The sequence below is a fragment of the Legionella pneumophila subsp. fraseri genome (genome assembly GCF_000586315.1).
In the GTDB taxonomy this organism is placed as follows: domain Bacteria; phylum Pseudomonadota; class Gammaproteobacteria; order Legionellales; family Legionellaceae; genus Legionella; species Legionella pneumophila_B.
The window spans coordinates 503,499-526,705 of sequence record NZ_JFIM01000001.1 but is presented as its reverse complement, the minus strand read 5'-3'; the positions used below and the strand labels follow the sequence as shown (position 1 = coordinate 526,705).

The window sequence follows — 23,207 nt, the reverse complement described above, 5'->3', positions numbered from 1 at the left end:
GTGATAGGTATGAGCATACAAAGTATTGCTACGAGTGATTTTCAAGGGTTAAATGAATTAAAAACTCAGGCAAAAAACAATGCAAAAGAGGCGTTGCCTGAAGTAGCTAAACAGTTTGAAGGGATATTCTTGCAATCCATGTTAAAAAGCATGAGGATGGGACAGCATTTCCTTGATGAATCCAGTCCTTTTAGTGGTAAAAATGAAGCGACTTTTCAAGAGATGCTGGATGCACAATATGCTAGTACTATTGCCGAGTCTAAAGGGATAGGATTGGCAGCTCTACTGGCTAAACAACTGGAAAATTCAGTTGGGGATAAAGCAAATAATCCGGTTAATTCCTCTAATGAGGTTAACAATACCAAAGGTATTAATTCAGAAAAATCGCTATCCGTTGATGATTTCGTAAAATCAATATGGCCCACAGCAAAACAAGCCGCGTCTTTAATTGGATTGGATCCCAAACTGTTAGTAGCCCAGGCCGCATTAGAAACGGGCTGGGGTAAATTTGTTACAAGAGATGCGGATGGCTCGAGCAGCAATAATTTATTTAATATAAAGACCGGGTCGAATAGCAAGGCAGACTCAATTCAAGTTAAAACAACAGAATACATTGCCGATACACCCATTAAGATAAATGCATCCTTTAGAAAATATCCGTCCATAGAGCATGGTTTTCATGATTATGTTTCGTTAATTAGAGGAAGTGAGCGTTACCAGATGGCCTTAGCCAATGCAGCAAATCCTGAGCTTTATGTCAGTGAGCTAAATAAAGCAGGGTATGCTACTGACCCAAATTATAGCAATAAGATTTTATCTATCTATCATGGTGATGAATTGAATCAGGCAATACAACGATGTGAGTTATCCGAACAAACTTGATAGTTATGCACGAGCCAAAGAATAAATTAGTTCAGGGAGTGAGCAAAACATGTCTATACTTAATATTGCCTATTCAGGATTGAATGCTTTTCAGCGTGCCTTGGACGTTACTGGCAATAATATTGCTAATTTTAAAACGAGAGGGTATAGCAGACAATCTATCCAATTTACTCCTATACCCTCGAATCGCTATGCTGGGTCATACATAGGAGCAGGAGTATCTGTTTCATCGATTTATCGAAATGTTGATCAATTCGCTAATGCTCAGGTTCGAAGTACCTTGAGTTATAGAACTCAGTATGATGCGTTTTATAATCAGGCAATTCAGATCGATAAACTGCTTTCACAAGATGGATCAAGTATTTCGGTTCCCTTGCAAACTTTTTTTGATTCAATAGGACAATTGAATAATACACCTGATAGTATAGCGACAAGAGGTGTTGTATTGAAACAGAGTCAGTTATTGGCTCAGCAATTTAATTCACTACAAATAAAACTCGAAGAGTATGAGCGTAATTCAACATTGCAAGTAACAGAGTCAGTAAAAATAATTAATCGAATAACAAAAGAGTTGGCGGAGGTTAATGGAAAATTATTAGGGAATAACAATATACCTGAATTACTTGATCATAGAGACGAGTTACTTAAACAATTATCAGGTTATACCGATCTGAGTATTTTTGATCAGGGTGATGGCACGATTAGTGTTGGGATTGCCAGTGGAGATATGTTAGTAGCTGGAACCCAGCAACGCGATTTGCTAGTGGGTTCAGGTAATGATTCTATTTTTGGAATAAAGATTTTTTTAAGTAACGGGGGAAATAATCAAGTCGATATCACAGACAGGCTGACCACCGGTATGTTAGGCGGCCTCATAGATTATGAGAAAAATGTTCTGGGACAGGCCAGTCAATTAATAGGTCAAATGGCTATTGGTTTGGCTCAGACATTTAATGCCCAACATAAGCTGGGTATGGATATGAATAGCCAAATTGGTAAGGATTTTTTCACTGACTTTAATTCCCCCGGGCAAATGCTCAAACGATCTACCGCTTCAGCTGATAATAGTGGAACTGCTGTCTTATCTGTCAATATCTCAGATATATCCCAAGTGAAATTAAGCGATTACGATCTAATAATTAGCGATACTGGAGCTAATGAATTACGATTGATACGGAAATCAGACGGTACTTCTACAACTTTAACCTGGTCAAGCTCGCCACCAACTCCACCAGCAGGGCAAGTAGTTATAGATGGAATGACAATTACAGTAAATGATTTATCGCAATTGGCAAATAATGACCGTTATACTCTGACCCCTACCAGGGGAGCCGCCAGAGATTTTGCTATACAAATTAAAGATGCCTATGAAATTGCACTGGCTTCTCCGGTGAAAACAACGGCTTCATTAAATAATACCGGACAAGGTCAAATTATTTTAGGTTCCGTATTGAATACGGCTGTTGTTAACAAACAATTCAGAATTGATTTTATTTCGGATACTCAATACAACCTGGTTAATGTAACGGACAGTACAACAACCGGTCCGTTTGCTTTTGTACCAAATACGAACAATATCATTCAAATTCCCGATGGAATAACTCCTTCTTATTCCGTTGTTTTATCAGGAATTCCTAAATCCGGAGACCAATTTACAACTGATTACAATTCGGGTGGATTCGGTGATAATCGCAATGGTTTAATCCTTAGCAACATACAACAAAACAAGATTTTTTCAAATGGCAGCGAAACCTTATTTGACAGATATGGTAATTTGCTTGCTGAAGTAGGAGGTAGAACTAATCAAGCTAAAACTAGTTTTGAATCTGCCGATATACTTCATAAGCAGGCATTGGATTTTCAGGATAGCAAAAGCGGAGTCAATCTGGATGAGGAGGGAGCCAATTTGCTTATCTTTCAACAGGCCTACCAGGCAGCGGGAAAATTGATGGAAATATCCAATCAAATTATGAACTTGTTGTTCGATATCATGAGGTGATGAATGCGTATTTCAACCAATCAGATATATCAGCGAGGTTTGGACAATTTGTTGACCCAACAAGAGAGATTGGCAAGGCTTCAAGATCAACAAGCTAGCGGTATAAGAGTACGGACTCCATCTGATGATCCAGTGGCATCAGCACAAATTGAGCTGATTAAACAGCGAATTAACAACATAGAGCTGTTCCAAAATAATCGTCAAGCAGCCGAGAGTGCGTTAAGTTTAGAGGAAGGGATATTATCCAATGCAGTTAATTCACTTCATCGCTTACGTGAAATACAAATTCAGGCTGGTAATCCCAGTCTTTCTGAAGAGGATAGAAAAACCCTCGCTGTTGAAGCCCAGGCTTTATTAAATCAATTACTTGATTATGCCAACACCAAGGACAATAATGGAAGTTATATGTTCAGTGGTAGCAAGTCATTAACACAGCCAGTTTCATTGAATTTATCAGGGGATTATGTTTATAACGGGGATAATACACAACGTTTTCAAGCGGTTACAACGAGTTTACTCGTGGCCGTTAATGACACAGGCGATAATGTGTTTATGCGTATCCCAAATGGAAATGGGAGTTTTACTATAAGAGAAACAGTAACTCCTAATACAGGAACAGCTTCAGTCAGTTCTGGTTCCGTGACTAATGAAGCAGCTTTTGTACCTGATAATTACACAATGACTTTTGCTTTAAATTCTCAGGGTAACTTGGTTGTTATGGTGAGTGGCACTCTCAGTGGTAATGTGATACCACCAAGCGGTTTACCGGATGATGCCCCATTATATCAGGAGGGTAGTGCCATTGGTTTTAATGGTATGGAAATGGTGGTATCTGGCTTGCCCAAAGCAGGGGATTCATTTTCAATTAGTCCCGCAAAAAATGAATCTATTTTCTCTACTGTGCAACGTATGATAAATAACTTGAATAAACCCTATACCTCCGCTGTAGAAAAAGCAGCTACTCAAACTGAAAATAATCAATTATTAGCTCAGATTGACAGTGCTTTGGTTCATATTTTGAGCGTACAATCTGATTTGGGGGCAAGGCTCAATCAATTGGAAACTGCTGAAAAAGCGAATAATGATTATCTGGACATCAGTACCGCGACATTAAAAAAACTTAGAGAAATTGATCCTGTCGCTGTTGCAACAGAATTGAATTTACAACTAGTCAATCTGCAGGCAGCCCAGTTAAGTTTTACAAGAATTCAAGGATTATCCTTATTTAATTTTTTGTAAAAGTATATCAAAAATAGAGTTTCTCATTATGCCCAGTAGTGTTGAATAATCTTATGCAGACTTAACCATTGCTGTAAATCAACCAATATAACTATAAGTTATAACTTATAGAAAGAACTCATAAGCATGTCACATCCTGTTCATATTCACTTGTTATGATGTATTTAAACCCAATGAGCAGGTGAAATTATGAAAACGTCAAATAGTCAAAATGGTACATCAAATGAGACGTCTGTAAACCTAGGAAAATTGAGTACTGCAAAAAATCTCGTATTTCGTGGAGGTGGCTCCAAAGGGGTGGCTTATGTTGGAGCGCTGCAATCCTTGTCTGAACAAGGAGTATTGGAAAACATTGAAAATGTTGCAGGAAGCTCTGCGGGTGCAATGACCGCAGCGATAGTCGCTTGCGGTGGTTCAGCCGAGTTAATGGAATATTTTTGTAGTGCGAATAGTTTAGCGGATTTTGTTGATAACCGATTGACTAAAAAATTGCTTCCTAAAAGCGATAAAAGTCCACAAGCTGACTCTTCTGCGGATTATTCTTCAATAAGTCATGAGCAAACGAGTGAACAGCGAAATACTGAATCCAGTCTTGCAGAAGCAAAACTGGTCACGAAACCCTCCAAGTTAACTGGTCTCATTGCTTCTAAAGGAACCAAGTTAGTTGAAGCGATGGAACATGTGATGAGGATGGCTATTTTCACGCATTTTCCTGAATCTCTGGATAATGAATTGAAAAGTCTTGATGAGAAACTGAATGCAATTGAGGATAAAGAGAGCGCTGAATATAGCAATCTTGCAAACAGAAAACAGATTGTGGAAGACACCCAAAAAATCATAAACGGATTGCATGATCCGAATTTTGATTTAACTTTTGGTCATTTACACACGCTACATCAATATGATCCTCAGCAATTCAAGGAATTGTACATTACCGGAACAGATGAAAATGGCAAGTTACGGATTTTTTCTCATGAGAAAGACGCTGATATGCCTGTTTCCATAGCAGTTCGTATCTCTGCATCATTACCTGGAGTGTTTGATCCGGTAATCTACCAAGGAAGAAAATACATTGATGGAGGTGCTGCCAATAATTTACCAGTCAATATCTTCTTTAATAAGGAAGAAGCTTATACTCCAGGTGTTATAACTACAATTGGAGTTTCTTGTGAGAATCAATTGGACATTACAGAAAAGGAATTTAAAAATCCATCCTTCATGGAAAGGATTATGGGGTATTTAGGAGATTTTGTTAAAAAAATATTATGTAAACTTGATGTTGAGGGTGCTGTAAAAGAACAGAAAAGAGAAATACTGAAATACATAGATAATGGAAATCTCTTTGTTATGGTGGCACCTCCCATTTCCATAACGACTGCTCAAATGCATATTGAGAAGGAAGAAAAAGAGGGAGTTATCAAGGTAGGTAAAGCATTTTGTGACATGCAACTGAAAAGTATGATTGATGCAGATTATAAACCACAGCCATTTGATGAAAAAACAGCAAGAGTATTAGCAAACAGTGGTGAGCAACAAGAGCAATCAATAAAAAAAACCATTGATTTTAAATCAAGATTGCAAAATTTTAAACAGCCAGACAGAACTTGGTCTCAGCACGTAGAAAAAACTATTGATAGACTAATGTTGATCAAAGGAGCAGCTACTCAAGATCAAATAGATCTGTGTTTGCAATGGCATGAAATAAAATCAGTACATACTAACCCTGCAGATAGATTGAGAGAATTTGCCTATGCTTTCCTTGCTTCTCCATTGGCAGAGCCAATCAGCAATCAGCAGGAGATTAATTTCAGTAAAGAAACAAGAAAAGAAATTAATCTGTTAAAAAGTCTGCCAGGATTATATGACACCACTCCTGATTTTACAGAAGAGTTTAATAACCAGAGAACGTCATCCCTACAAAGAGCGTAAAAACACTAATTCAATTAATTTGAGTTCGTTTCATTTTTTAGAAAGTGTCCAACAACTTGTTATGGTGGCAAATGAAACAATTTCTATTGATCAATGTACAAAAGCCTTTATGATTGATGCTGCTTCGATGTATGGATTCGACAAACAAATAGATATTATTGTAGATGGCAAAAAAGCAAACGTTGTCTTTCTACCTGAATGATCCATTAAATATGGAAAATAATCCTGATAATTTCATGCTAACTCTCATTCATTGAAAGTGCTTATATGGCCAAAAATAGAGAGAAAGTACTTACTATAATTGGCTCTAGCCAACAAACTTAATTTTCTCTACATAACTTGTTTATTCGAAATAAAAATGATCAAATTGAGATATGTATCGATTTAGTACTTGAAGGATCTACAGCATGGTCGAAAGCTATTTTTCGTTCAGTTAGTTTAGGGGGTAACTTACCACAAATATAATGACTATTATTTGGACAATTATGTCGAATCCTCATTAATCAGCACAATTATAGCATTCAAGGCTGACAACTAGGCAAAGTCCCTTAAGTTTTTTTACACACCCTTAATCTTAGATCATACCCAGAACTTTAGGCATGCATCGATCTGCCCCCTCTCCCGCGCAAGGAATTTGAATAGTATGATGATCTTCGCAGGAGAGGGTTTGAGAGGGGAATGTCACGAATGGTCATAGATGATGTGCTTTGGGATGGTTTTCAAAAACTATCACCCAAACCGAAAGGGCGACATGGGAACGATGCTCGCTTATTTATGGAAGCAATATGCTCGATGCTACGAACTGGAGCCACTTGGCGTGATTTATCCCGGTATATGGCAATTGGAAAAGCGTTTATAATCGATATAATTATTGGTCTAAAAAAGGCTATATTGCTGCCATACTGGCAGAATTGAAAAAAAGATTGCGATCACAAATGGCACATCCTTGATGGGTCAATCATAAAAGTACATTAAGATGCCATGAGAAGCAGCTATGATGAGGCTTTAGAAGCAATAGGCAGTAGCGTCAGCGGGTTAAGCACTTAAGACTCATGCAAAAGTTCATTCTTTTGGTCAATTGGTAAATATTCTCTTAACTCCAGGCCAAGTCCATGAGAGTCAGGTAGCTCAAAGGGTGTTTGCTCATGAGAATTGTGAATTTTTCTTGGCAGACAAAGCGTACGATATTGATGCTTTTCGACATAGTTTAAACAAAAAAGGTACAACAACTGTTATTCCCAGCAAGCGAAATCGTTTAAGTCCAACCACACATGATCATCATATTTATAAAGAACGAAACATTGTTGAGCGTTTTTCAAAAAATTAAGCGCTTTAGAAGGATTGCAACAAGATATGATAAAACGGCCAGGACGTATCCGGCCGGTGTGATGTTTCTAAGCATATTATTTGAATTAAAGTAGAATAATCCCTTTTGTGTCCAATCTATGTCTCACCTAAGGCTTGCATGATTATTTCGATAAGCGATGCGGTTTGTTGCAGTATATCATTATTCCAAAAGTGTAACACTTTAAACCCACATTCTTTTAACCAAACTGTACTTTCCATATCGTATTTTTGATTATCCAGATGCCGACCACCATTTAGTTCAACGATTAAGCGCTTTTCCAAGCATACGAAATCAATGATGTATGTTATCCGGACTTGTCACTTGAATTTAAATTTGCACGAAGGTAATACTAAAGATGCCTCTCAGCATTGGTGCTTTGTTTTCATAAATTTTTAGCACGCTGCTTCAAAATAGATTTATCCATTTCCCGCTCCCCAAACCCTCTCCCGCAAGGAGCATCATCATGCTATTCAAATTCCTTACGCGGGAGAGAGGCAGATCGGTGTATGTCTACAGTAAGGGTGTGTAAAAAAACTTCAGGCACGTTGCTTATTTGAATTCAAGTTTTTTAGTTATTTCTTCTTTATCACTAACAGATAGTACAAGGTCCGTTTCTTTACCTATTGGTTTTTGTATTCGAAACAGGGTGTTCTGATTTTTAACAGTAACCACGGTTTTATGCGGCTTACTCTCAAGGTAACCAAATTCACTATTTTGGGTGTGTTTTTTAATATGTGCATCCGCATCAGTTTCGTTTGTAAATAATGTCACCCTTTTTTCAAACGATTTGTTAATTTCTTTCGAGCCAGGTTCTTTCGGTTTACCGTAGAAATCAGAAATTCCATATTTTCTATGCATGACATTTTTACCTACAGCAATCAAATTCTGCAACCCTAAGTTTACTAACCCAGTTTTTTTTGCTACCTCGAGATCGCTTAAAAAATAATGAATTTTTTCTAGATGGTCTTTTGAAAGGGTTCGAACGTTAAGCACTGATTTTGAATCCAAATAGCTTACTATGATTTGCAATACTTCAGGAGGTAAAGTTGATAAGTCTCCATTGTTTTCAATTTTTGTAACATCATCAGATTCTTTAAATATATTAAACAGGTTTTTCAGTTTCATTTTTACTCACAATGGCTAGATGTAGATAATTATTTTAACATGTTTACATTAATTGAATATTAAGTGATGAAATTTTAATCAATTTGCCGAATTGCCTCAAATTACCTGTTGCCGAAAGGAGGAAAGCAAAAATGGGGGAAGTACGTACGGATTTATATTTAAAAACAGAGCGTTGACTTTACCACCGAGGTAATCGAGAGGTGAAGAAACGCATATTGGATGAGTTTTGCGAAACACATGGCTATTATTGTAAGGTGGCAGCAAGGTTGATCTAAGCGTATTATTGGAACCGCTGTTGTCAATCGAGTGCCGCAACATTTTTGGCTGGTTTAAAAAATTGTTGGATTTTCTCGCCGTTTTGCCATTAAGGAAACGTGGATTTAATTTTATTTCATTAGTCGATGCTATAGATTATGTATTGAGAGGATCAATTATATCAGTGCTGCCGTTAATATAGATAATGCACCACAAGATGCGGGGAGTTCAACTTTTTAAATATAGATTTTTTTACCTGTTTCTTTTAGATAGTAAGCTACCTATAATTGTGAGTTAGCAAGACAAATCACTAACAAATCCCCGCCAAAAGCGGGGATTTCAACACTTAACCTAACAAAGTCCAGGCTTGCGACCAGGCAAGACCTACACCGGGCTCATAGTAGGTTGGGGATTGCGAGCACCAACCAGAAAAAGGCCAGGGTTTGCATTGATAGCGTTTGTGGTCCAGGCGACCGAGGACAATCGTACCAGCTTTATAATTATTAATCCCATCAGGATAAATCAAATCTGTGGTATTGGAAGGCTCCGTGAAATCAATCATCACATGGTAATTGCTAATATCAGTATCGCTTAGGTAGATTTTATTGGCCTGATTGGCTGCCAGAATGACTTGGCCGCTTTCCGGATCAAGTTGACCAATACGCACTAGTGAGGAGGACATGTTAACCTTAGTCCCTAAAGCCAAAGGCCATTGCTCAGCCATTCGGTTGCTGTTGTTGACCGTAATGCTGTTGTTTTCCACTTCCACTTCGTGCTTGAAAACTCGCAAAGTGACTTTGGTATCGGCGGCGATATCGCCCGTGCCATAAAGATCCTGGAGTTCATACCAGGTTGGTGCTTGTGCAGTGCCGTCAATAAATACATCGCTGCATCCATAGAAAGCTTCAGGACTGTCTTCGCGCTGCCAGATCATGTAAAAAATGCGTTTACCTGTCATATTTGTAGGCATTGGGCAATCCATCTGATAACGCCCATTGGCTAAGGTAACACTGGTAATGGTACAAAATGGGCTTGCGTCCAGATCAGACCATTTTAAAGGGTTATTGAAATCATAGCTGTCTTTGGTGGCATAAAATTTGAAATATTTGGTTTTATGAGGCGCGGTAGCATGGAAAATAAATTGGAAATGACCATTAGCATCGGGATGTATAATCGTTGTTGTCCAATCTGTTCGAGCTAAGTTAAATCCTTTAAAAAAGTCTCTGCCGCCAGAACACAATTGACCATCGGCTATTAATTCACGATGCTGATCGTTGGCTGCACCCTGGTTCACTTCATGCCAATTGTACAAGGGTTGTGTGCCTCCTACCTGCACCGCCGCCTTACACGCGGCGGATTTTGGGGTTTCTGGCCCTTCTTTGTAGCATTGATACGTTCTGGAAATAGGAATTTCCAAAGCTCCATGGGCGAACAGAGAGAAACTGGCCATTGCAAGACCAATACTTCCTATTAATTTTTTCATTATTCATCCTGTTATGATATTAAAAAAAGAACAATGCGCCTCGGACGAGGCGCATACTTACATCAACTACATACACCGTTGATAACACAGTTTCTCAGGTCAGTAGCAAACCTGAAGTTGTTACTCTGATCAAAGGTAACTTCCCAGTTAAATACCCCCCCAATATTTCCATAGGCGCGAGGAGGAACATACGATCCGCAACTGTTACTACTAACCGTTGCTGTTTTCAGGCACTGGATGGCACGTTTAATGGTGCTTGTTGGAATTACAGGCGAGCCGTCACCGTTGCCACTGGCATTAGCTGCGAGATACCCGATGACTACCTGGGATGGGTTTAAGTGGCTGATATAGGGTTGGAAGCCTGTATTACTGCCATTGGGTAATTGAGCTGGCCAGTTTTCCAGCAGATCAGTGGCCATGGCGACACTGAAATCAGGATTGCTGGTTGGCGTTGGGCCGTAACACACCATATCAATGCCGAACATGCAGCCTGTATTGTAAAGTTGTATACCGACCCAGGCTAAGGCATCATGAGTTTGCATAATCAAAGAAGCATAGTTACCCCAGACCCCGTCAAAACCATTGGTTGCTGCCACATTAGCTGTCTGTGGTGCCATGGTAATCAGCAAATTAGTATTCTGGCTGTACATCGTGTTGATAATACTGGCTAAAACCGCGATGTCGCCTTGTGGGTTGACAAAGGTACCGCTGCCATTCAAACCATGCTCAATGTCGATGTCAAACCCATCAAACTCGTATTCATCCATTAAACTACGTAAGGAATTTATAAAGGTTTGCTTAAAGGCATCGGGTGATGTGGCAGCTGTCAATGCCTGATGAAAATCAACCGTGGTGTTCGGTAAGCTGGTCAATGCACCGCCTAATGATAAGATGACCTTAATGCCTTTCTGATGCAAGGACTGAATGTAGGGCTTGGTTATAGTATCAAACGCCGGTGTAATCTGTCCTGGTTTGCTGGTGCTAAATACGCCGAAAGCAACCATCATGTGGGTATAACCCGCATCAGCCAGTGCTTGTGGAGTCGGTGGTGTTTTCCAGCCAGGCAGGTAACCAATGATGCGACCATTACTGGCTGGATTAGCTGATAAAGTCACTGTTTCAATGGCATTAGCCGTTGCAGTCAGCGGTTGGGGTGAAAAATTTAAGGTGTAACCTGAAACAGCTTGGCCTGACACCGTGTAAATAACTCCATCAATCAAAGAAATAATCGCAGAGCCACTTCCATTCGCTAAATCGACAGTTTGCACAATCGGTGCTGTGTTATCATTAGGAGTGAAGGTAATATTAATTGTTGCTAATGAAGCAGGTGCCCCTTGCACTTTTACAGTGACTGAATCCTGGACGACCTGAACGCATTGGTAAGTGAGATTAGTGGTTGGCACATTGGTTTTATTGGCAATAACTGTAGTTGGTGTAAACAAAGGCTTGCACTGGTAGTTATTGAAATGGATAGGTGATGTTGAAAACTGATAAGACGCACCGTCTTTTAATTGGGTCACTGTGGTCGAATTGCCCCAGCTCACAGTTTGCAATTGGGAGGTGCCAGTTTGAGGAAGAGTTAACAATACCGAGGGGTTATCCGTATAGCCAGTTAATTCACTAGGCAGTGCTTGCAGATTGATACTAATCTTTCCAGTTTGGGGAACTGATGCATAGTTAATAGTCGCATTGCTTGTCTGGTTAGCATTCACAGTGACGGTACTAGGAACTGCGGTACCCTGATAAGTATTGCCGTCGGTGCTTGTAACCGTTTCGGCAGCAAGCCCATAAGTTCCTGCAGCAAGGCCGGTTATTAGTTGTGTACTATTCCAAGGCAATTGGACATCACTGACAGCTTGGCCATTTAATGTGATATGAACCAAGGCATAATTCTGAAGCACATTGGTGGGTTTTACTGTATTATTAGTCAGCTGGATGTTTCCGATATTAACGGGTGTTCCTAAATAAACATTAACTGTATTTTCAATATAGCTGTCAGTAAAATCACCGTATTTAAGAGTAATTGAACTTCCAGCTGGTAATTTGCTGTTGGCACCTGGGAAAGTGGGGAAATGCAAGGTCAATGTGGCCAGGTAATTTCCACCCGGTTGCGGTTGGGAACTAATGTTTAATGTATTATCAGGATAAGACAAAGGCCAGAAATCACCCCAAAACGACGTATTAAGCGACGCCTTTGTCTGAAACGTCACGGTCGAATTCTGAAAATCAACTGCTTGGCCACAACTGTTGGTTAATTTTAGATTGATGGATCTCCAATGTTGATTGCCGGTGGAAGTGAATTGAGAGGTAATGCAGGATACTGGCTGTATAATTGCCGAAGGAGGAGAGGAATAAACTGTTGTCGAAATGGTGGTAAGCGCTCCCAAACCTAATAATAAGTATTTCATTCTCAACTCCCTGTAATAATAAGATTTTTAATCTAACATAAATTTTCCCTATTTAACAAATAGTTAAATTTAAAAATATTTTCATAGAAATAGTTAGCTCTTGATTGTTGCAGAAGTTCTGGTTTAGTGGATATCTTTTGAATAATCGCACTAAGTATCAAAGCGTTAGCCCAATGATGGGGCTCTACCCCAAAAAAGCACATCATTACCCATAAGTATTAATTACGGTTATTCAAATTAGAAAGAGTAAATAGCAGGATGATTAAAAATTAGCCTAGACCCTGATTATCCTTATTGAGACATAGGTAAGAGCTGGCGTCCCGGGCAGGATTCGAACCTGCGACCTGCCCCTTAGGAGGGGGCTGCGCTATCCATCTGTGCCACCGGGACTTTGACTTTATTTATCAAACGCAAGTCTACCCTTATAGCCGGAAAATGACAACGGGAAAGCAAACTTCTTATATGAAAATGTAAAGATTATTGATAGAGCTGGTTGGATTGGAATGTGTTCAACTATCCTATCATTTCTCAATTCTGGATATTGATAAGTCAATTTTTATTAAACTTACTGAATGTTTTTTGGTTGGCCGTAAAGATGCTATAAGCTGATAGCAGCATGTTATGAAAGAATATCTATTGACCAAATATTAGTAATTAAGCTAACTTGCGCTAGTTGATATTGGATTGCAAAATTTGAGTCATTAAAGGAGATGTTACACAATGAGAATTTTTAAAGGATTAATGAAAAGTACTGGTCTTAAGAAGTATCCAAGTGATCAAATAATAAACAATCCATCTCTTCAATCATCCTCCGCTTCTTTATCTAGAGATGTCAGACAAGCTCGGTTTGATTTTTTTCCGATAAACAATACAGGCGAATCTATATTAAAAGACTCCTCGAGCAATCGTGTGAATTCAGAATTTCAGCCAATGATGCTCAAGAGAGATATAAACTCCGTTCTGATTAGATTACCGATTAAGCATAGTGTTTATCGAAATCATGGCAATAGTAATTTGTCGAGTGACTCAGCATTAATAATGGACTCGTCTAATCTACAAGATCATATTTCCTATTTACAGCTTTGCTTTACTCATAAAGAAGGGAAGTGGTATTTGTTTTTAAAATGTTTCACTGCTTTGGATGTTTTTAATTATGATTTTGCACCATTATTGAAAATATTGAATAAACCAGACATAAGAACTTATCCCATGAGTTTTGGTTACCCAGGTGTTATTGATAGGACAGAGCTCATTGACATGGATAGAAAAACTTATGCCAGGCAGTTTATTATACATGGCCCTGATGATGAGGCTAAAATCTTGCAAGATGTTCATGATTTCAATTTGAATTGTTTGAGGCGGTTTGAAGAGCTAACCTACGGTAGAGACCATAGTGCTTATAGAAACTCTCAAGCGTTAGGAAGAATTTTGCATAAAATTGTCACTGCTTATCAGGAGGTAACTGTAAATGAATATGATATAGCATTGAACAGGCTTAAGATTGTGTTTCAAGATCATGTATTTCAAAATGATCCACAAATTTGTTTGTCTTTGACTCACATAGTCAATGCATTGGTTGTTTTAAGTCAAAAAAAGGAACTTAATAACAAGGGAATGGAAATTGATGAACACCAATTACATCTCATTTTAAAAGAACTGGCAAAACATGAAGGTAAAAAATTTAAAAATAATCTATGGTTTCCAATAGGGACTGTTGAGGCAATTAGCCAAGAAGTAGAAGAACTGTTTGTTTTAAAGCAAACTACGCCTGCAGCATCTATAATGAATTAATAGTGATTTAAGCACTAACAGTTACAATTTAATTAAGGACGATAAAAATGAAACAAATTAGGGGAAGGGTATTATCAATAATCTCTTTATTATTCTTGCCGTTTCTAGTGTTTGCTTCTGATGCAGCGATTAGTCTGGTTGGCGTTCAAGGTTATGATTTGGTTTCTTATCATCAAAAAAATGGTCCTGTCCGTGGTAGTGGTAACCACACTGCCTATCATAATGGAGTAGCTTACCTATTTGCTACTGATGAAAACAAGAAGGTTTTTCAGGCTAATCCTGAAAAATATTTGCCAGCTTATGGTGGTTATTGTGCTTTTGCAGTTTCGGTAGGGCGGAAAGTAGTGAGTGATCCATTGGCGTGGAAAATTGTTGATGGCATTTTATATCTCAATCTTAATAAACAGGTACAAGAATTTTGGTCAAAAGATATTCCTGGGAACATAAAAAAGGGCAATATTCAATGGGAAAAAATTAAGGATATTGACCCGCAAAAAATTTAATGTGATTGGAATACAGAGTTTCTATCTATTCAAGATCCCTAGCCTGTACCATTTTGTTTTATTTGTTATGGTGCAGGCTTCTCCAAATTCGTTTCTATTTATATAAAGGCCACGTCCATAAAATGGTTGGGATAGAAACCACTATAACAATAAGTTCTAATGGTAATCCCAAACGAAAATAATCAGAAAATCGGTATCTGCCTGGCCCCATAACCATAGTATTGTTTTGATGGGCGATTGGAGTTAGGAATGAACACGAAGCACCAATAGCAACTGCCATTAAGAAAGAATCCACATTAACATGGGCTGACTGAGCAATCTTGATTGCAATGGGGGCCATAATTAATGCCGTTGCCGCATTGTTTAATAGATCAGACAAGGTCATAGTGATAACTAAAACCGCAAGCAAGGCAAAGACAGGGGAATATTGGCCGGCAATTTTCATAAATCCATTTGCAATCAAATCTGCTGCGCCGGTCGTTTGCAATGCTTCTCCAACAGGGATAAGAGCAGCGAGTAACAATAGCACTGACCAGTCAATAGTACGATAAAGATTGTGTGTTGGTATTGCTTTTAACACAACAAGCGCGAGTACTGCTATCATAAAAGAAAAATCGAGTGGCAGTATTTGCAGAGATGCCAAAATGATGGATAGTGTAAAACAAATAATTGGTAAAAATTTTTTTTGAGTCAAATGGACATTAATATCTCTTTCTGCAAGAGGCAAGAATCCCAGGTCGACAATTGTTTCGCGAAGTGTTGCAGCGTTTCCCTGAATTAGTACCACATCACCTGCTGCAAAACGAATATCAATTAATTTTTTTCTGAAAGATAATTCTTCTCTTGAAATGGCCAGCAAATTAATCTTATAACGTGAACGAAATCTCATCATGGACGCGGATTGTCCTTCAATACTGGAATCTGGTAATACAACGGCTTCCATTGTGATGATGTCACTGTCATAGAGCTCTTTTGAGGTTAATGGTTTGTTTCCAGCAAGGATAAGGCCATTTGAATCCAAAATGTTTTTCAAATCTTCGGGAGACGCTTCAATAATTAAAATATCGTTACAATGTATGATGGTATCATCGGTGTATGCAAATTTCTTTTTACCCTCATGAACCACTGCAATCAGTTCAAAATTAGCTTTAGTCATCTCAAGAAATTCTTTAACACTCTTCTCACATAAAGAGGAGGTTTCTGGAACTTTTACTTCCGTCATGTAATCAGAAATCTGGAATGAATCTCCTGATTTACTATACTTGGCTCGTACTGGAATTAATTTCCATCCAATCAATGAAATAAAGAGAACCCCCATTACTGCTACTGGAAGACCTACAGGGGTGAAATCAAACATATTGTACGGAGCACCCAGGACTTGAATGCGAAAGTTGGAAATTAACAAATTGGGGGGGGTACCTATAGCCGTAATGACTCCCCCCAGTACTGAGCAAAAGGCAATAGGCATCAAGATAATAGATGGTGATTTTTTAAGTTCTGTAAAAGAATGAATGGCGATAGGCATCATTACCCCTAACGCGCCTACATTATTCATAAAAGCGGACAGGAATGCGCTGATCCCGCTAAAAAGACCGACTTGAAATGCGGTTTTTTTTGAAAATTTTTTTAATTTTACAAAGGGGTTATTTAATATACCTGATTGGGTGATGGCATAAGTTAGGATCATGACACAGCCAACTGTGATTACTGCAGGGTTGCTGAATCCTGAAAATGCTTTGTCAAATGGAACAAGGCCTGTCAACACTGAGATGACTAGTGCAAACAGAGCAACGAAATCGTACCGCCAATAATTCCAAATAAATAAAACGAGAGAAAGAATTAAAATGCCAAATAAAAGATAAGGTTGGTACATGCAATAATCCTTATTTTCATGTTCAAGATATCATAATTCCTGCCAATAACTACAGGATTTTACCCAAAAATATTATTTGAGTTTGATTAGTTACATTCCTGAGTAATTTGGTCCACCCCCTCCTTCTGGTGCCTGCCAAATTATATTCTGACGAGGATCTTTAATATCGCAAGTTTTACAATGGATACAATTCTGGGCATTAATTTGTAATCGAGGTCCTTTTTCAACGTCTTCAATGATTTCATAAACAGCTGCCGGACAATATCGACTTTCTGGAGAAGCATATTGGTTGAAATTAACTTCAATGGCCAGCTTGGGTTGTTTTAATTTGAGATGGCAGGGTTGATTTTCTTCATGAAATGTATTTGATAAAAATACAGATGAGAGTTTGTCAAACGTGAGCAGGCCATCTGGCTTTGGGTAGTTAATTTTTTTAGCTTTTTCTACTGGAATTAAAGACTTATGGTCAGCATGATTTTTTAAGGTCCATGGAGAATATCCTCGAGTTACATAAGTTTCTAAAGCAGCATTAATTAGACCTGGAAATAAACCGTATTTGAATCCTGGTCGAATATTTCGCACTGCATAGAGTTCTTGCTTTAGCCAGGATTGATTGATTTTCTCAGGGTATGCACTTAGTTCAAATTGACCGCTCTTTTCTTCACTTAATGTTTCAAAGCAAGCTTGTGCAGCAAGCATTCCAGATTGCATTGCCGTGTGAATTCCTTTGATTTTAGGCACATTCAGAAAACCGGCAGCATCTCCAATCAAGGCGCCGCCAGGAAAGGTAAGTTTAGGGAGAGATTGCCATCCTCCCTCATTAAGTGCTCTGGCTCCATAACCAATGCGCTCTCCACCTGTTAGAACAGATTTAATAAGGGGATGCGTTTTAAATCTTTGAAACTCGCCAAAAGGATTGAGCCATGGGTTCTTGTAGTCAAGTCCAACAACAAAACCTATTGCAACACGTTGTTCTGAGAGATGATACAAAAAAGAGCCTCCATAAGTTGCGTGATCAAGAGGCCAACCAACAGTATGGATGACTTTGCCTGGTTCATGGCGCGATGCATCAATTTGCCAGATTTCTTTAATCCCTATACCGTAAGTTTGTGGCTGCGAATGGTCTCTTAAATGATAGCGACTCATTAATATTTGACTTAATTGCCCACGGCATCCCTCAGCAAATAAAGTTTGCCTAGCTAATAAATGCATGCCAGGTTGATAATTATCGGTTTTTTTCCCTTGTCTATCAATTCCTACATCCCCAGTGGCAACACCTATGACTTGATTTTTATCATTATAGAGAATTTCTGCTGCAGCAAAGCCAGGGTATATTTCACAGCCTAAAGCTTCAGCTTGTTCTGCAAGAAACTTACATAGTTCTCCTAAACTGATAATAAAATTTCCTTCATTATGCATAGGTTTTGGAGTAGGAAGCTTAAATGATTTATTTTGAGTCAAAAAATAAAACAGATCCTTGTTAACAGGAGTATCTAGTGGAGCCTGCTGCCAATTTTCAGGCAGTAATTCTTTTAAGCTTCTGGGCTCTAAAACTGCACCAGAAAGAATATGAGCCCCAACCTGAGCTCCTTTTTCCAGTATACAAATAGTAATTTCTTTTTGAGACGACAAAGCCAGTTGCTTTAATTTGATTGCAGCGGATAATCCAGAAGGCCCTGCACCGACTATGATAACATCAAATTCCATCGTTTCGTGTTCCACACGCACTCCTCTAACTTACAAATTAAAAAATGATCGCTTTTATAAGGTTTAAGATCAAGATTAAATTTTATATTTTCAATTTTTGAAAGACTATTTTTATTTCATGGCAAGGCAAATCTGAGAGAATGCCTGAATTGATAGAACATATAATTGTTTTTTAACAATAAATTCTCCAATTGACAAATATTAGGTTAGAATAATCAAACCTTGTCAAAATTCATTGAAGGTATGATTTATGAATAGCGATAATAAAAAATCTGAAGAATTACCAAAAACATTGGGTCGATTTTTCTGGCATTTTATAAAGAAACAGCCGTTGGCTTTCACGGTGTTTTTTGTAGCACCGATTGCAATGGTGCTTGAAAATAATGCTATTCCCTATTCTTTGAAAATGATCATTGATGCTCTTGGGATGCACTCCAGTGAAGAAAATATTTTTTCAGTGGTTGCTCCGGCTTTATGGTTAGGTGGAGGGGCCTGGTTTGCTTTAATTGTGATTTTACGTCTGCAAAATTGGTGGCAAGGTTATGTGATACCAAGATTTCAGGCTGATGTCAGAATGTCCGTCATAGAGCATTTGAGTCGCCAGTCTTATCATTATTTTTCCAATCAAATGGCAGGTGGTTTAGCTAACAAGGTCAACGATTTGCCCCGTGCTCTGGATTCCATATTCAACATCATAACCTGGTATGCAATCGCCGCATTCGCTTCCATTGTTGTGGCATTAATTTTGATGTGTACCATTAACTATTGGTTTGCAGTCATTTTGTTAAGCTGGATTATTTTTCAACTTTTTATCAGTTATAGATTGTCTAGAAAAGTTGATCAATATGCAAAAGAAAACGCAGAAGATAAAAGTCAATTAAGCGGTAAAATAGTTGACAGTTTGAGTAATTCCAGTGTTGTCAAGCTTTTCGCCCGTTCTCGGGATGAGCTGGCTTATATTTCTGCAAGTCAGAATATAGAAGTGCAAAGTAATAAAAAACTGACGATTTATATGAACATATTTCGTTTGTATCTGGATATTCCAGTTACAGTCATGCTGGTAGCCATGGTGTACTTCTTGTTGACCTTTTGGAATAAAAAACTCATCACAACAGGTGACTTGGTTTTTATATTCAATGTATCGTTTTCTATCATGACTCAGATTTGGTATTTGTGCCATGCTATTGCTGAATTCTTTCGAGAGATAGGTATAGCAAGACAAGCTATTGCTTTGCTTAGTGCACCAATCGAGGTTCAAGATATTCCTGATGCCAAGCCATTGATTGTTAAAGAAGGAAAAATAGAGTTTGATAACGTCACTTTTCATTATAATCAAGGTAAGAAAGTATTTGAAAATAAATCAGTGATCATTAAACCTAAACAACGTGTTGGCTTGGTAGGTTTTTCGGGAAGTGGTAAAACGACGTTTATCCATTTAATTTTACGTTTATTCAATGTGGAATCTGGAAAAATTTTGATTGATGGTCAGGATATCAGTCTGGTAACTCAAGATTCCTTGCGCTCAGCTATCAGCCTTATCCCTCAAGATACCACTTTGTTTCATAGGACTTTGATGGAAAACATTCGTTATGGTAATCCTGATGCTACTGATGATGAGGTTGTGATGGCATCAAAACAGGCATGCTGTGATGATTTTATTTCACTTTTACCCGATGGTTATAATACTTTGGTGGGTGAAAGAGGAATTAAATTATCAGGGGGACAAAGACAACGCGTTGCAATTGCTCGCGCTATTTTAAAAAATACGAAGATTTTGATATTAGATGAAGCCACTTCACAACTGGACTCCCTAACGGAAGAAGCCATACAAAATTCATTATGGCAACTCATGGAATCGAAGACTACAATTGTTATTGCCCATCGTTTATCAACTCTATTGCATATGGATAGAATTTTAGTTTTTGAAGCAGGAAAAATAATTGAAGATGGATCTCATGAAGAATTGTTAGCCAAGGATGGTTTATATAAATCCATGTGGGATGCTCAAGTAGGTGGATTCTTGCCTGAATCCGATCGAGACAGAGATAATTGGGATGAATAATCAGATACCAAGTGCTATGCTATAAAAATAGACTTTTTGAAAATTTTATTGCAAAGAGCAATGAGTTCTCAAGGGGCGAGGAATGATCGTACGGAATTATTTATTGGCTGTTATCTTTTTAATGATTGTATATCCCAATGCCTATGCAATGCGGTGTGGAGATAAATTGGTCTATGAAGGAGATAGTAAATACACTGTTCTATCCAAATGTGGTGAACCACTTGATAAATTGGTGTATGAGGAGAATGTGCCATTATATAATGCGGCTGGTTATCAGATAGGTTATGGTACTAATACAGTTGAAACTTGGATTTATCAAAAATCTCCTGTTGATTTTCAATATGAATTAATTTTTGATTATGGGAAATTAAAACAGATTAACGTAAATCGTAACCCATAATAGTAATAGCGTAAGAAGCTTCGTGAGGAAAAAATATGAAAAAATTATTAAGCGGATTACTTATGGGTTTCTCCATTTTGGCCTGCGCAAATAACGATGTTGTCATCAATGTCAGCTCAAAAGACCCCAGCTTTGTTGTGAGTCTTGCAGCTAACCCAACTACTGGGTATCAATGGTCTGTAGTAAAGTTTGACAAAAATTTGCTTACCTTAAGTAATAGTATTTATGAAAAGCCTAAAACTAATTTGATAGGTGCTGGCGGTAAAATGCTATTCATTTTTAACTTGAATAAAGGTAAAACCTATCCCGCACAAACCAAAATGGTCTTTAAGTACGCTCGTTCCTGGGAGCCGGAGAGTGGAACTATAAAAAATGTAACGATTAATTTTGCTAACCCCTCAGACTAAGAGTTAAGAAAATTTATTTTTCAATAATATAGTCATAGTGCTTTATTCTATTCACTACGTCCTTTTTTTTCTAAAAGGCAGATATCTAGGCTCCCAAAAGAGCTCATCAATTAATCGGGGTAGTTCCTTGTCTTGATTTTTTTGGGCATAACCTGAGTCGATTGCACACTGAGCTACTGCAATAGCTATTTCTTTAGCCACAATTTGTGCATTGTCTAATGAGGGTAAGAGGGGCAAAAAACTGTCTTTTTTACTTGGCGCAAATTTACTTAAAGTCTGGGCGGCAGCTAATATCATATCTTTGGTTAAACGAGAGGCACTTACCGCCAAAACACCTAATCCAATTCCAGGGAATACCAAGGCATTGTTGCATTGAGCTATTTGCACCATTCGGTTCTGATATTCAATGGGGGCAAAAGCAGTTCCAGTAGCAATTAATGCCCGTCCTTTACTCCATGCCAATATATCTGAAGGCTGTGCTTCACATTTTTCATCAGGATTTGATAAAGGGAAAATAATTGGTCGCTCACAGGCTGTCGACATAGTTTCCACAATGTCTTGTGAGAATGCGCCCGTTTGAGCTGAACAGCCAATTAAAATGGTAGGTTTGACATGCCTGATAGTGTCAGTAAAAGAAGGATGTTGTTTATTATTGATTTCCCAGGATTGAATATCTACAGGATTACGTGCATAGGGTTTTTGAGCATCAGTCAGTTCCTGGTCAGTTGCAAGTAATAAACCTTGTTTGTCTATTAACCAGAATCGGTCATAAGCATCAGTATAGCTCAATCCATTTTTTACCATCGCATCAACAATTTGATCGCTAATACCAGTACCTGCTGAGCCAGCTCCAAATACAACGATTCTGTGTTCATGTAAAGGCAATCCGGTCACATCACATGCTGCCAAAATTGCCGCTAGAGTTACAGCACCAGTTCCCTGGATATCATCATTAAAGGTACATAACTCATCTTGAAATTGATCCAGGATTCGTCGAGCATTGCCTCGGCCAAAATCTTCCCAATGTAAAAAAGCATTTGGAAATTGCTTATGAATTTCATTGACAAAAGTTTTGATAAAATCGTCATATTCAGAGCTTTTAATTCTCGTGTGACGGCAACCAAGATACATAGGGTCATTTAATAATTCTTGGTTGTTGGTTCCTACATCAAGAAATATGGGTAATGTGCGAGTTGGATCAATCCCACCACATAAGCTGTAAACCATTAGTTTGGCAACAGGTATATCCATTCCTCCTATCCCTTGATCGCCAATGCCTAGGACTCCTTCGCCATCGGTCACTACAACAAGGTCTATGTCTGGATTCGAACGGTTATTAATTATTTCCTCAAGCTGGTTTTTATCCGAATGAGCAATATACAATCCTCGTGGCTGTCTGTATTCATGACTAAACCTCTTGGCTGCAGCACCAACGATTGGTGTATAGATGATGGGAAGCATTTCCCCCAAATGACGACTTAGCAGTTTGTAAAATACTATTTGGTTTTTATCATGTAAATTATTTAAATAAATATGTTGCTGCAAACGTGTCGTGTAACTTGAATATTGAAGATAGGCACGTTTTACTTGTTCATCAAGAGTTTCTACGCGGTGTGGTAACTTGCCTAAAAGACCGAAATCTTTTCTTTCTTCCTGAGTAAATGCTGTTCCTTTGTTTAATTGCGGCGTAGTCAGTAAAGGCTTCCCACATAATGAGGTTTCTATGTATAACTCGCCCGTTTGGGGATCACGATTCAAACTAAAATCAAGCATATGGTATTCTCATAAGATAGCGT

The 23,207-nt window shown here is 38.3% G+C and carries 17 protein-coding genes, 1 tRNA gene and 1 pseudogene; 11 read left to right on the top strand and 8 right to left on the bottom strand.

Features of this window, described 5'->3' with window-relative positions; all coding sequences use genetic code 11:
- Positions 1-9 precede the first annotated feature (9 nt).
- The 6 genes and pseudogenes from CC34_RS0102345 to CC34_RS01000000116105 form a co-directional block, all read left to right on the top strand.
- The gene (locus tag CC34_RS0102345) at positions 10-882 is read left to right on the top strand and encodes a glucosaminidase domain-containing protein (protein ID WP_028378311.1); all 873 of its coding nucleotides are present in this window, start codon (positions 10-12) and stop codon (positions 880-882) included.
- A 49-nt stretch (positions 883-931) separates the two neighbouring features.
- Positions 932-2,881, top strand: a complete 1,950-nt coding sequence (gene flgK / locus CC34_RS0102340; RefSeq protein WP_028378312.1) for a flagellar hook-associated protein FlgK — start codon at positions 932-934, stop codon at positions 2,879-2,881.
- A 3-nt stretch (positions 2,882-2,884) separates the two neighbouring features.
- The gene (gene flgL / locus CC34_RS0102335; RefSeq protein WP_028378313.1) at positions 2,885-4,120 is read left to right on the top strand and encodes a flagellar hook-associated protein FlgL; all 1,236 of its coding nucleotides are present in this window, start codon (positions 2,885-2,887) and stop codon (positions 4,118-4,120) included.
- Between the two features lie 189 nt (positions 4,121-4,309).
- The gene (locus CC34_RS0102330) at positions 4,310-6,049 is read left to right on the top strand and encodes a patatin-like phospholipase family protein (RefSeq protein ID WP_028378314.1); all 1,740 of its coding nucleotides are present in this window, start codon (positions 4,310-4,312) and stop codon (positions 6,047-6,049) included.
- Between the two features lie 678 nt (positions 6,050-6,727).
- Positions 6,728-6,964 (top strand): transposase, encoded by a 237-nt coding sequence (locus CC34_RS1000000117785; protein ID WP_071974635.1) that lies wholly within the window; start codon positions 6,728-6,730, stop codon positions 6,962-6,964.
- Positions 6,965-7,103: 139 nt separating this feature from the next.
- Positions 7,104-7,376: pseudogene (locus tag CC34_RS01000000116105) on the top strand (transposase); the annotation flags it as partial.
- A 116-nt stretch (positions 7,377-7,492) separates the two neighbouring features.
- Here CC34_RS01000000116105 and CC34_RS1000000117290 read toward each other — a convergent pair.
- The 5 genes from CC34_RS1000000117290 to CC34_RS0102285 form a co-directional block, all read right to left on the bottom strand.
- Positions 7,493-7,678: a DUF559 domain-containing protein gene (locus tag CC34_RS1000000117290; RefSeq protein ID WP_229309736.1), complete on the bottom strand. Its 186-nt coding sequence runs from the start codon at positions 7,676-7,678 to the stop codon at positions 7,493-7,495.
- Between the two features lie 268 nt (positions 7,679-7,946).
- Positions 7,947-8,522 carry an F-box protein gene (locus CC34_RS0102305; RefSeq protein ID WP_027226786.1) on the bottom strand — a complete coding sequence of 192 codons (576 nt, stop codon included), beginning with the start codon at positions 8,520-8,522 and terminating at the stop codon, positions 7,947-7,949.
- Between the two features lie 601 nt (positions 8,523-9,123).
- Positions 9,124-10,260, bottom strand: a complete 1,137-nt coding sequence (locus CC34_RS0102300; protein WP_027226787.1) for a lytic polysaccharide monooxygenase — start codon at positions 10,258-10,260, stop codon at positions 9,124-9,126.
- Between the two features lie 62 nt (positions 10,261-10,322).
- The gene (locus CC34_RS0102295; RefSeq protein WP_027226788.1) at positions 10,323-12,668 is read right to left on the bottom strand and encodes a glycosyl hydrolase family 18 protein; all 2,346 of its coding nucleotides are present in this window, start codon (positions 12,666-12,668) and stop codon (positions 10,323-10,325) included.
- Positions 12,669-12,981: 313 nt separating this feature from the next.
- Positions 12,982-13,058 (bottom strand) — tRNA-Arg (locus CC34_RS0102285).
- A 330-nt stretch (positions 13,059-13,388) separates the two neighbouring features.
- Between CC34_RS0102285 and CC34_RS0102280 the strand changes: the two genes are divergently transcribed.
- Positions 13,389-14,459, top strand: a complete 1,071-nt coding sequence (locus CC34_RS0102280; protein WP_027226800.1) for a hypothetical protein — start codon at positions 13,389-13,391, stop codon at positions 14,457-14,459.
- Between the two features lie 47 nt (positions 14,460-14,506).
- Positions 14,507-14,962: a YHS domain-containing (seleno)protein gene (locus tag CC34_RS0102275; protein WP_027226801.1), complete on the top strand. Its 456-nt coding sequence runs from the start codon at positions 14,507-14,509 to the stop codon at positions 14,960-14,962.
- Positions 14,963-15,056: 94 nt separating this feature from the next.
- On the opposite strand, the gene CC34_RS0102270 is transcribed toward CC34_RS0102275, so the two are convergent.
- On the bottom strand, positions 15,057-16,835 hold the full coding sequence (locus CC34_RS0102270; RefSeq protein WP_027226802.1) for an SLC13 family permease: 1,779 nt from the start codon (positions 16,833-16,835) through the stop codon (positions 15,057-15,059).
- A 90-nt stretch (positions 16,836-16,925) separates the two neighbouring features.
- A complete protein-coding gene (locus tag CC34_RS0102265) occupies positions 16,926-18,557 on the bottom strand; it encodes an electron transfer flavoprotein-ubiquinone oxidoreductase (RefSeq protein WP_027226803.1) in 1,632 nt (543 codons plus the stop codon).
- Positions 18,558-18,792: 235 nt separating this feature from the next.
- Here CC34_RS0102265 and CC34_RS0102260 point away from each other — a divergent pair, with 235 nt between their 5' ends.
- The 3 genes from CC34_RS0102260 to CC34_RS0102250 all read left to right on the top strand — a co-directional run bounded on the left by CC34_RS0102260 (position 18,793) and on the right by CC34_RS0102250 (position 21,411).
- On the top strand, positions 18,793-20,604 hold the full coding sequence (locus CC34_RS0102260; RefSeq protein WP_027226804.1) for an ABC transporter ATP-binding protein: 1,812 nt from the start codon (positions 18,793-18,795) through the stop codon (positions 20,602-20,604).
- A gap of 82 nt (positions 20,605-20,686) precedes the next feature.
- On the top strand, positions 20,687-21,004 hold the full coding sequence (locus tag CC34_RS0102255) for a DUF2845 domain-containing protein (protein WP_027226805.1): 318 nt from the start codon (positions 20,687-20,689) through the stop codon (positions 21,002-21,004).
- Between the two features lie 35 nt (positions 21,005-21,039).
- Positions 21,040-21,411 (top strand): protease inhibitor I42 family protein, encoded by a 372-nt coding sequence (locus CC34_RS0102250; protein ID WP_027226806.1) that lies wholly within the window; start codon positions 21,040-21,042, stop codon positions 21,409-21,411.
- 54 nt (positions 21,412-21,465) lie between these two features.
- On the opposite strand, the gene CC34_RS0102245 is transcribed toward CC34_RS0102250, so the two are convergent.
- Positions 21,466-23,184 (bottom strand): NAD-dependent malic enzyme, encoded by a 1,719-nt coding sequence (locus CC34_RS0102245; RefSeq protein WP_027226807.1) that lies wholly within the window; start codon positions 23,182-23,184, stop codon positions 21,466-21,468.
- Between the last annotated feature and the right edge of the window lie 23 nt (positions 23,185-23,207).

Bases quoted from the DNA above. Each gene is read 5' to 3' on its own strand.
- CC34_RS0102295 (WP_027226788.1), bottom strand. From the start codon at position 12,668: ATGAAATACTTATTATTAGGTTTGGGAGCGCTTACCACCATTTCGACA.
- CC34_RS0102305 (WP_027226786.1), bottom strand. From the start codon at position 8,522: ATGAAACTGAAAAACCTGTTTAATATATTTAAAGAATCTGATGATGTT.
- flgL (WP_028378313.1), top strand. From the start codon at position 2,885: ATGCGTATTTCAACCAATCAGATATATCAGCGAGGTTTGGACAATTTG.
- CC34_RS0102275 (WP_027226801.1), top strand. From the start codon at position 14,507: ATGAAACAAATTAGGGGAAGGGTATTATCAATAATCTCTTTATTATTC.
- CC34_RS0102300 (WP_027226787.1), bottom strand. From the start codon at position 10,260: ATGAAAAAATTAATAGGAAGTATTGGTCTTGCAATGGCCAGTTTCTCT.
- CC34_RS0102345 (WP_028378311.1), top strand. From the start codon at position 10: ATGAGCATACAAAGTATTGCTACGAGTGATTTTCAAGGGTTAAATGAA.
- CC34_RS0102255 (WP_027226805.1), top strand. From the start codon at position 20,687: ATGATCGTACGGAATTATTTATTGGCTGTTATCTTTTTAATGATTGTA.
- CC34_RS1000000117785 (WP_071974635.1), top strand. From the start codon at position 6,728: ATGTCACGAATGGTCATAGATGATGTGCTTTGGGATGGTTTTCAAAAA.
- CC34_RS0102260 (WP_027226804.1), top strand. From the start codon at position 18,793: ATGAATAGCGATAATAAAAAATCTGAAGAATTACCAAAAACATTGGGT.
- CC34_RS0102270 (WP_027226802.1), bottom strand. From the start codon at position 16,835: ATGTACCAACCTTATCTTTTATTTGGCATTTTAATTCTTTCTCTCGTT.
- flgK (WP_028378312.1), top strand. From the start codon at position 932: ATGTCTATACTTAATATTGCCTATTCAGGATTGAATGCTTTTCAGCGT.
- CC34_RS0102250 (WP_027226806.1), top strand. From the start codon at position 21,040: ATGAAAAAATTATTAAGCGGATTACTTATGGGTTTCTCCATTTTGGCC.
- CC34_RS0102280 (WP_027226800.1), top strand. From the start codon at position 13,389: ATGAGAATTTTTAAAGGATTAATGAAAAGTACTGGTCTTAAGAAGTAT.
- CC34_RS0102245 (WP_027226807.1), bottom strand. From the start codon at position 23,184: ATGCTTGATTTTAGTTTGAATCGTGATCCCCAAACGGGCGAGTTATAC.
- CC34_RS0102330 (WP_028378314.1), top strand. From the start codon at position 4,310: ATGAAAACGTCAAATAGTCAAAATGGTACATCAAATGAGACGTCTGTA.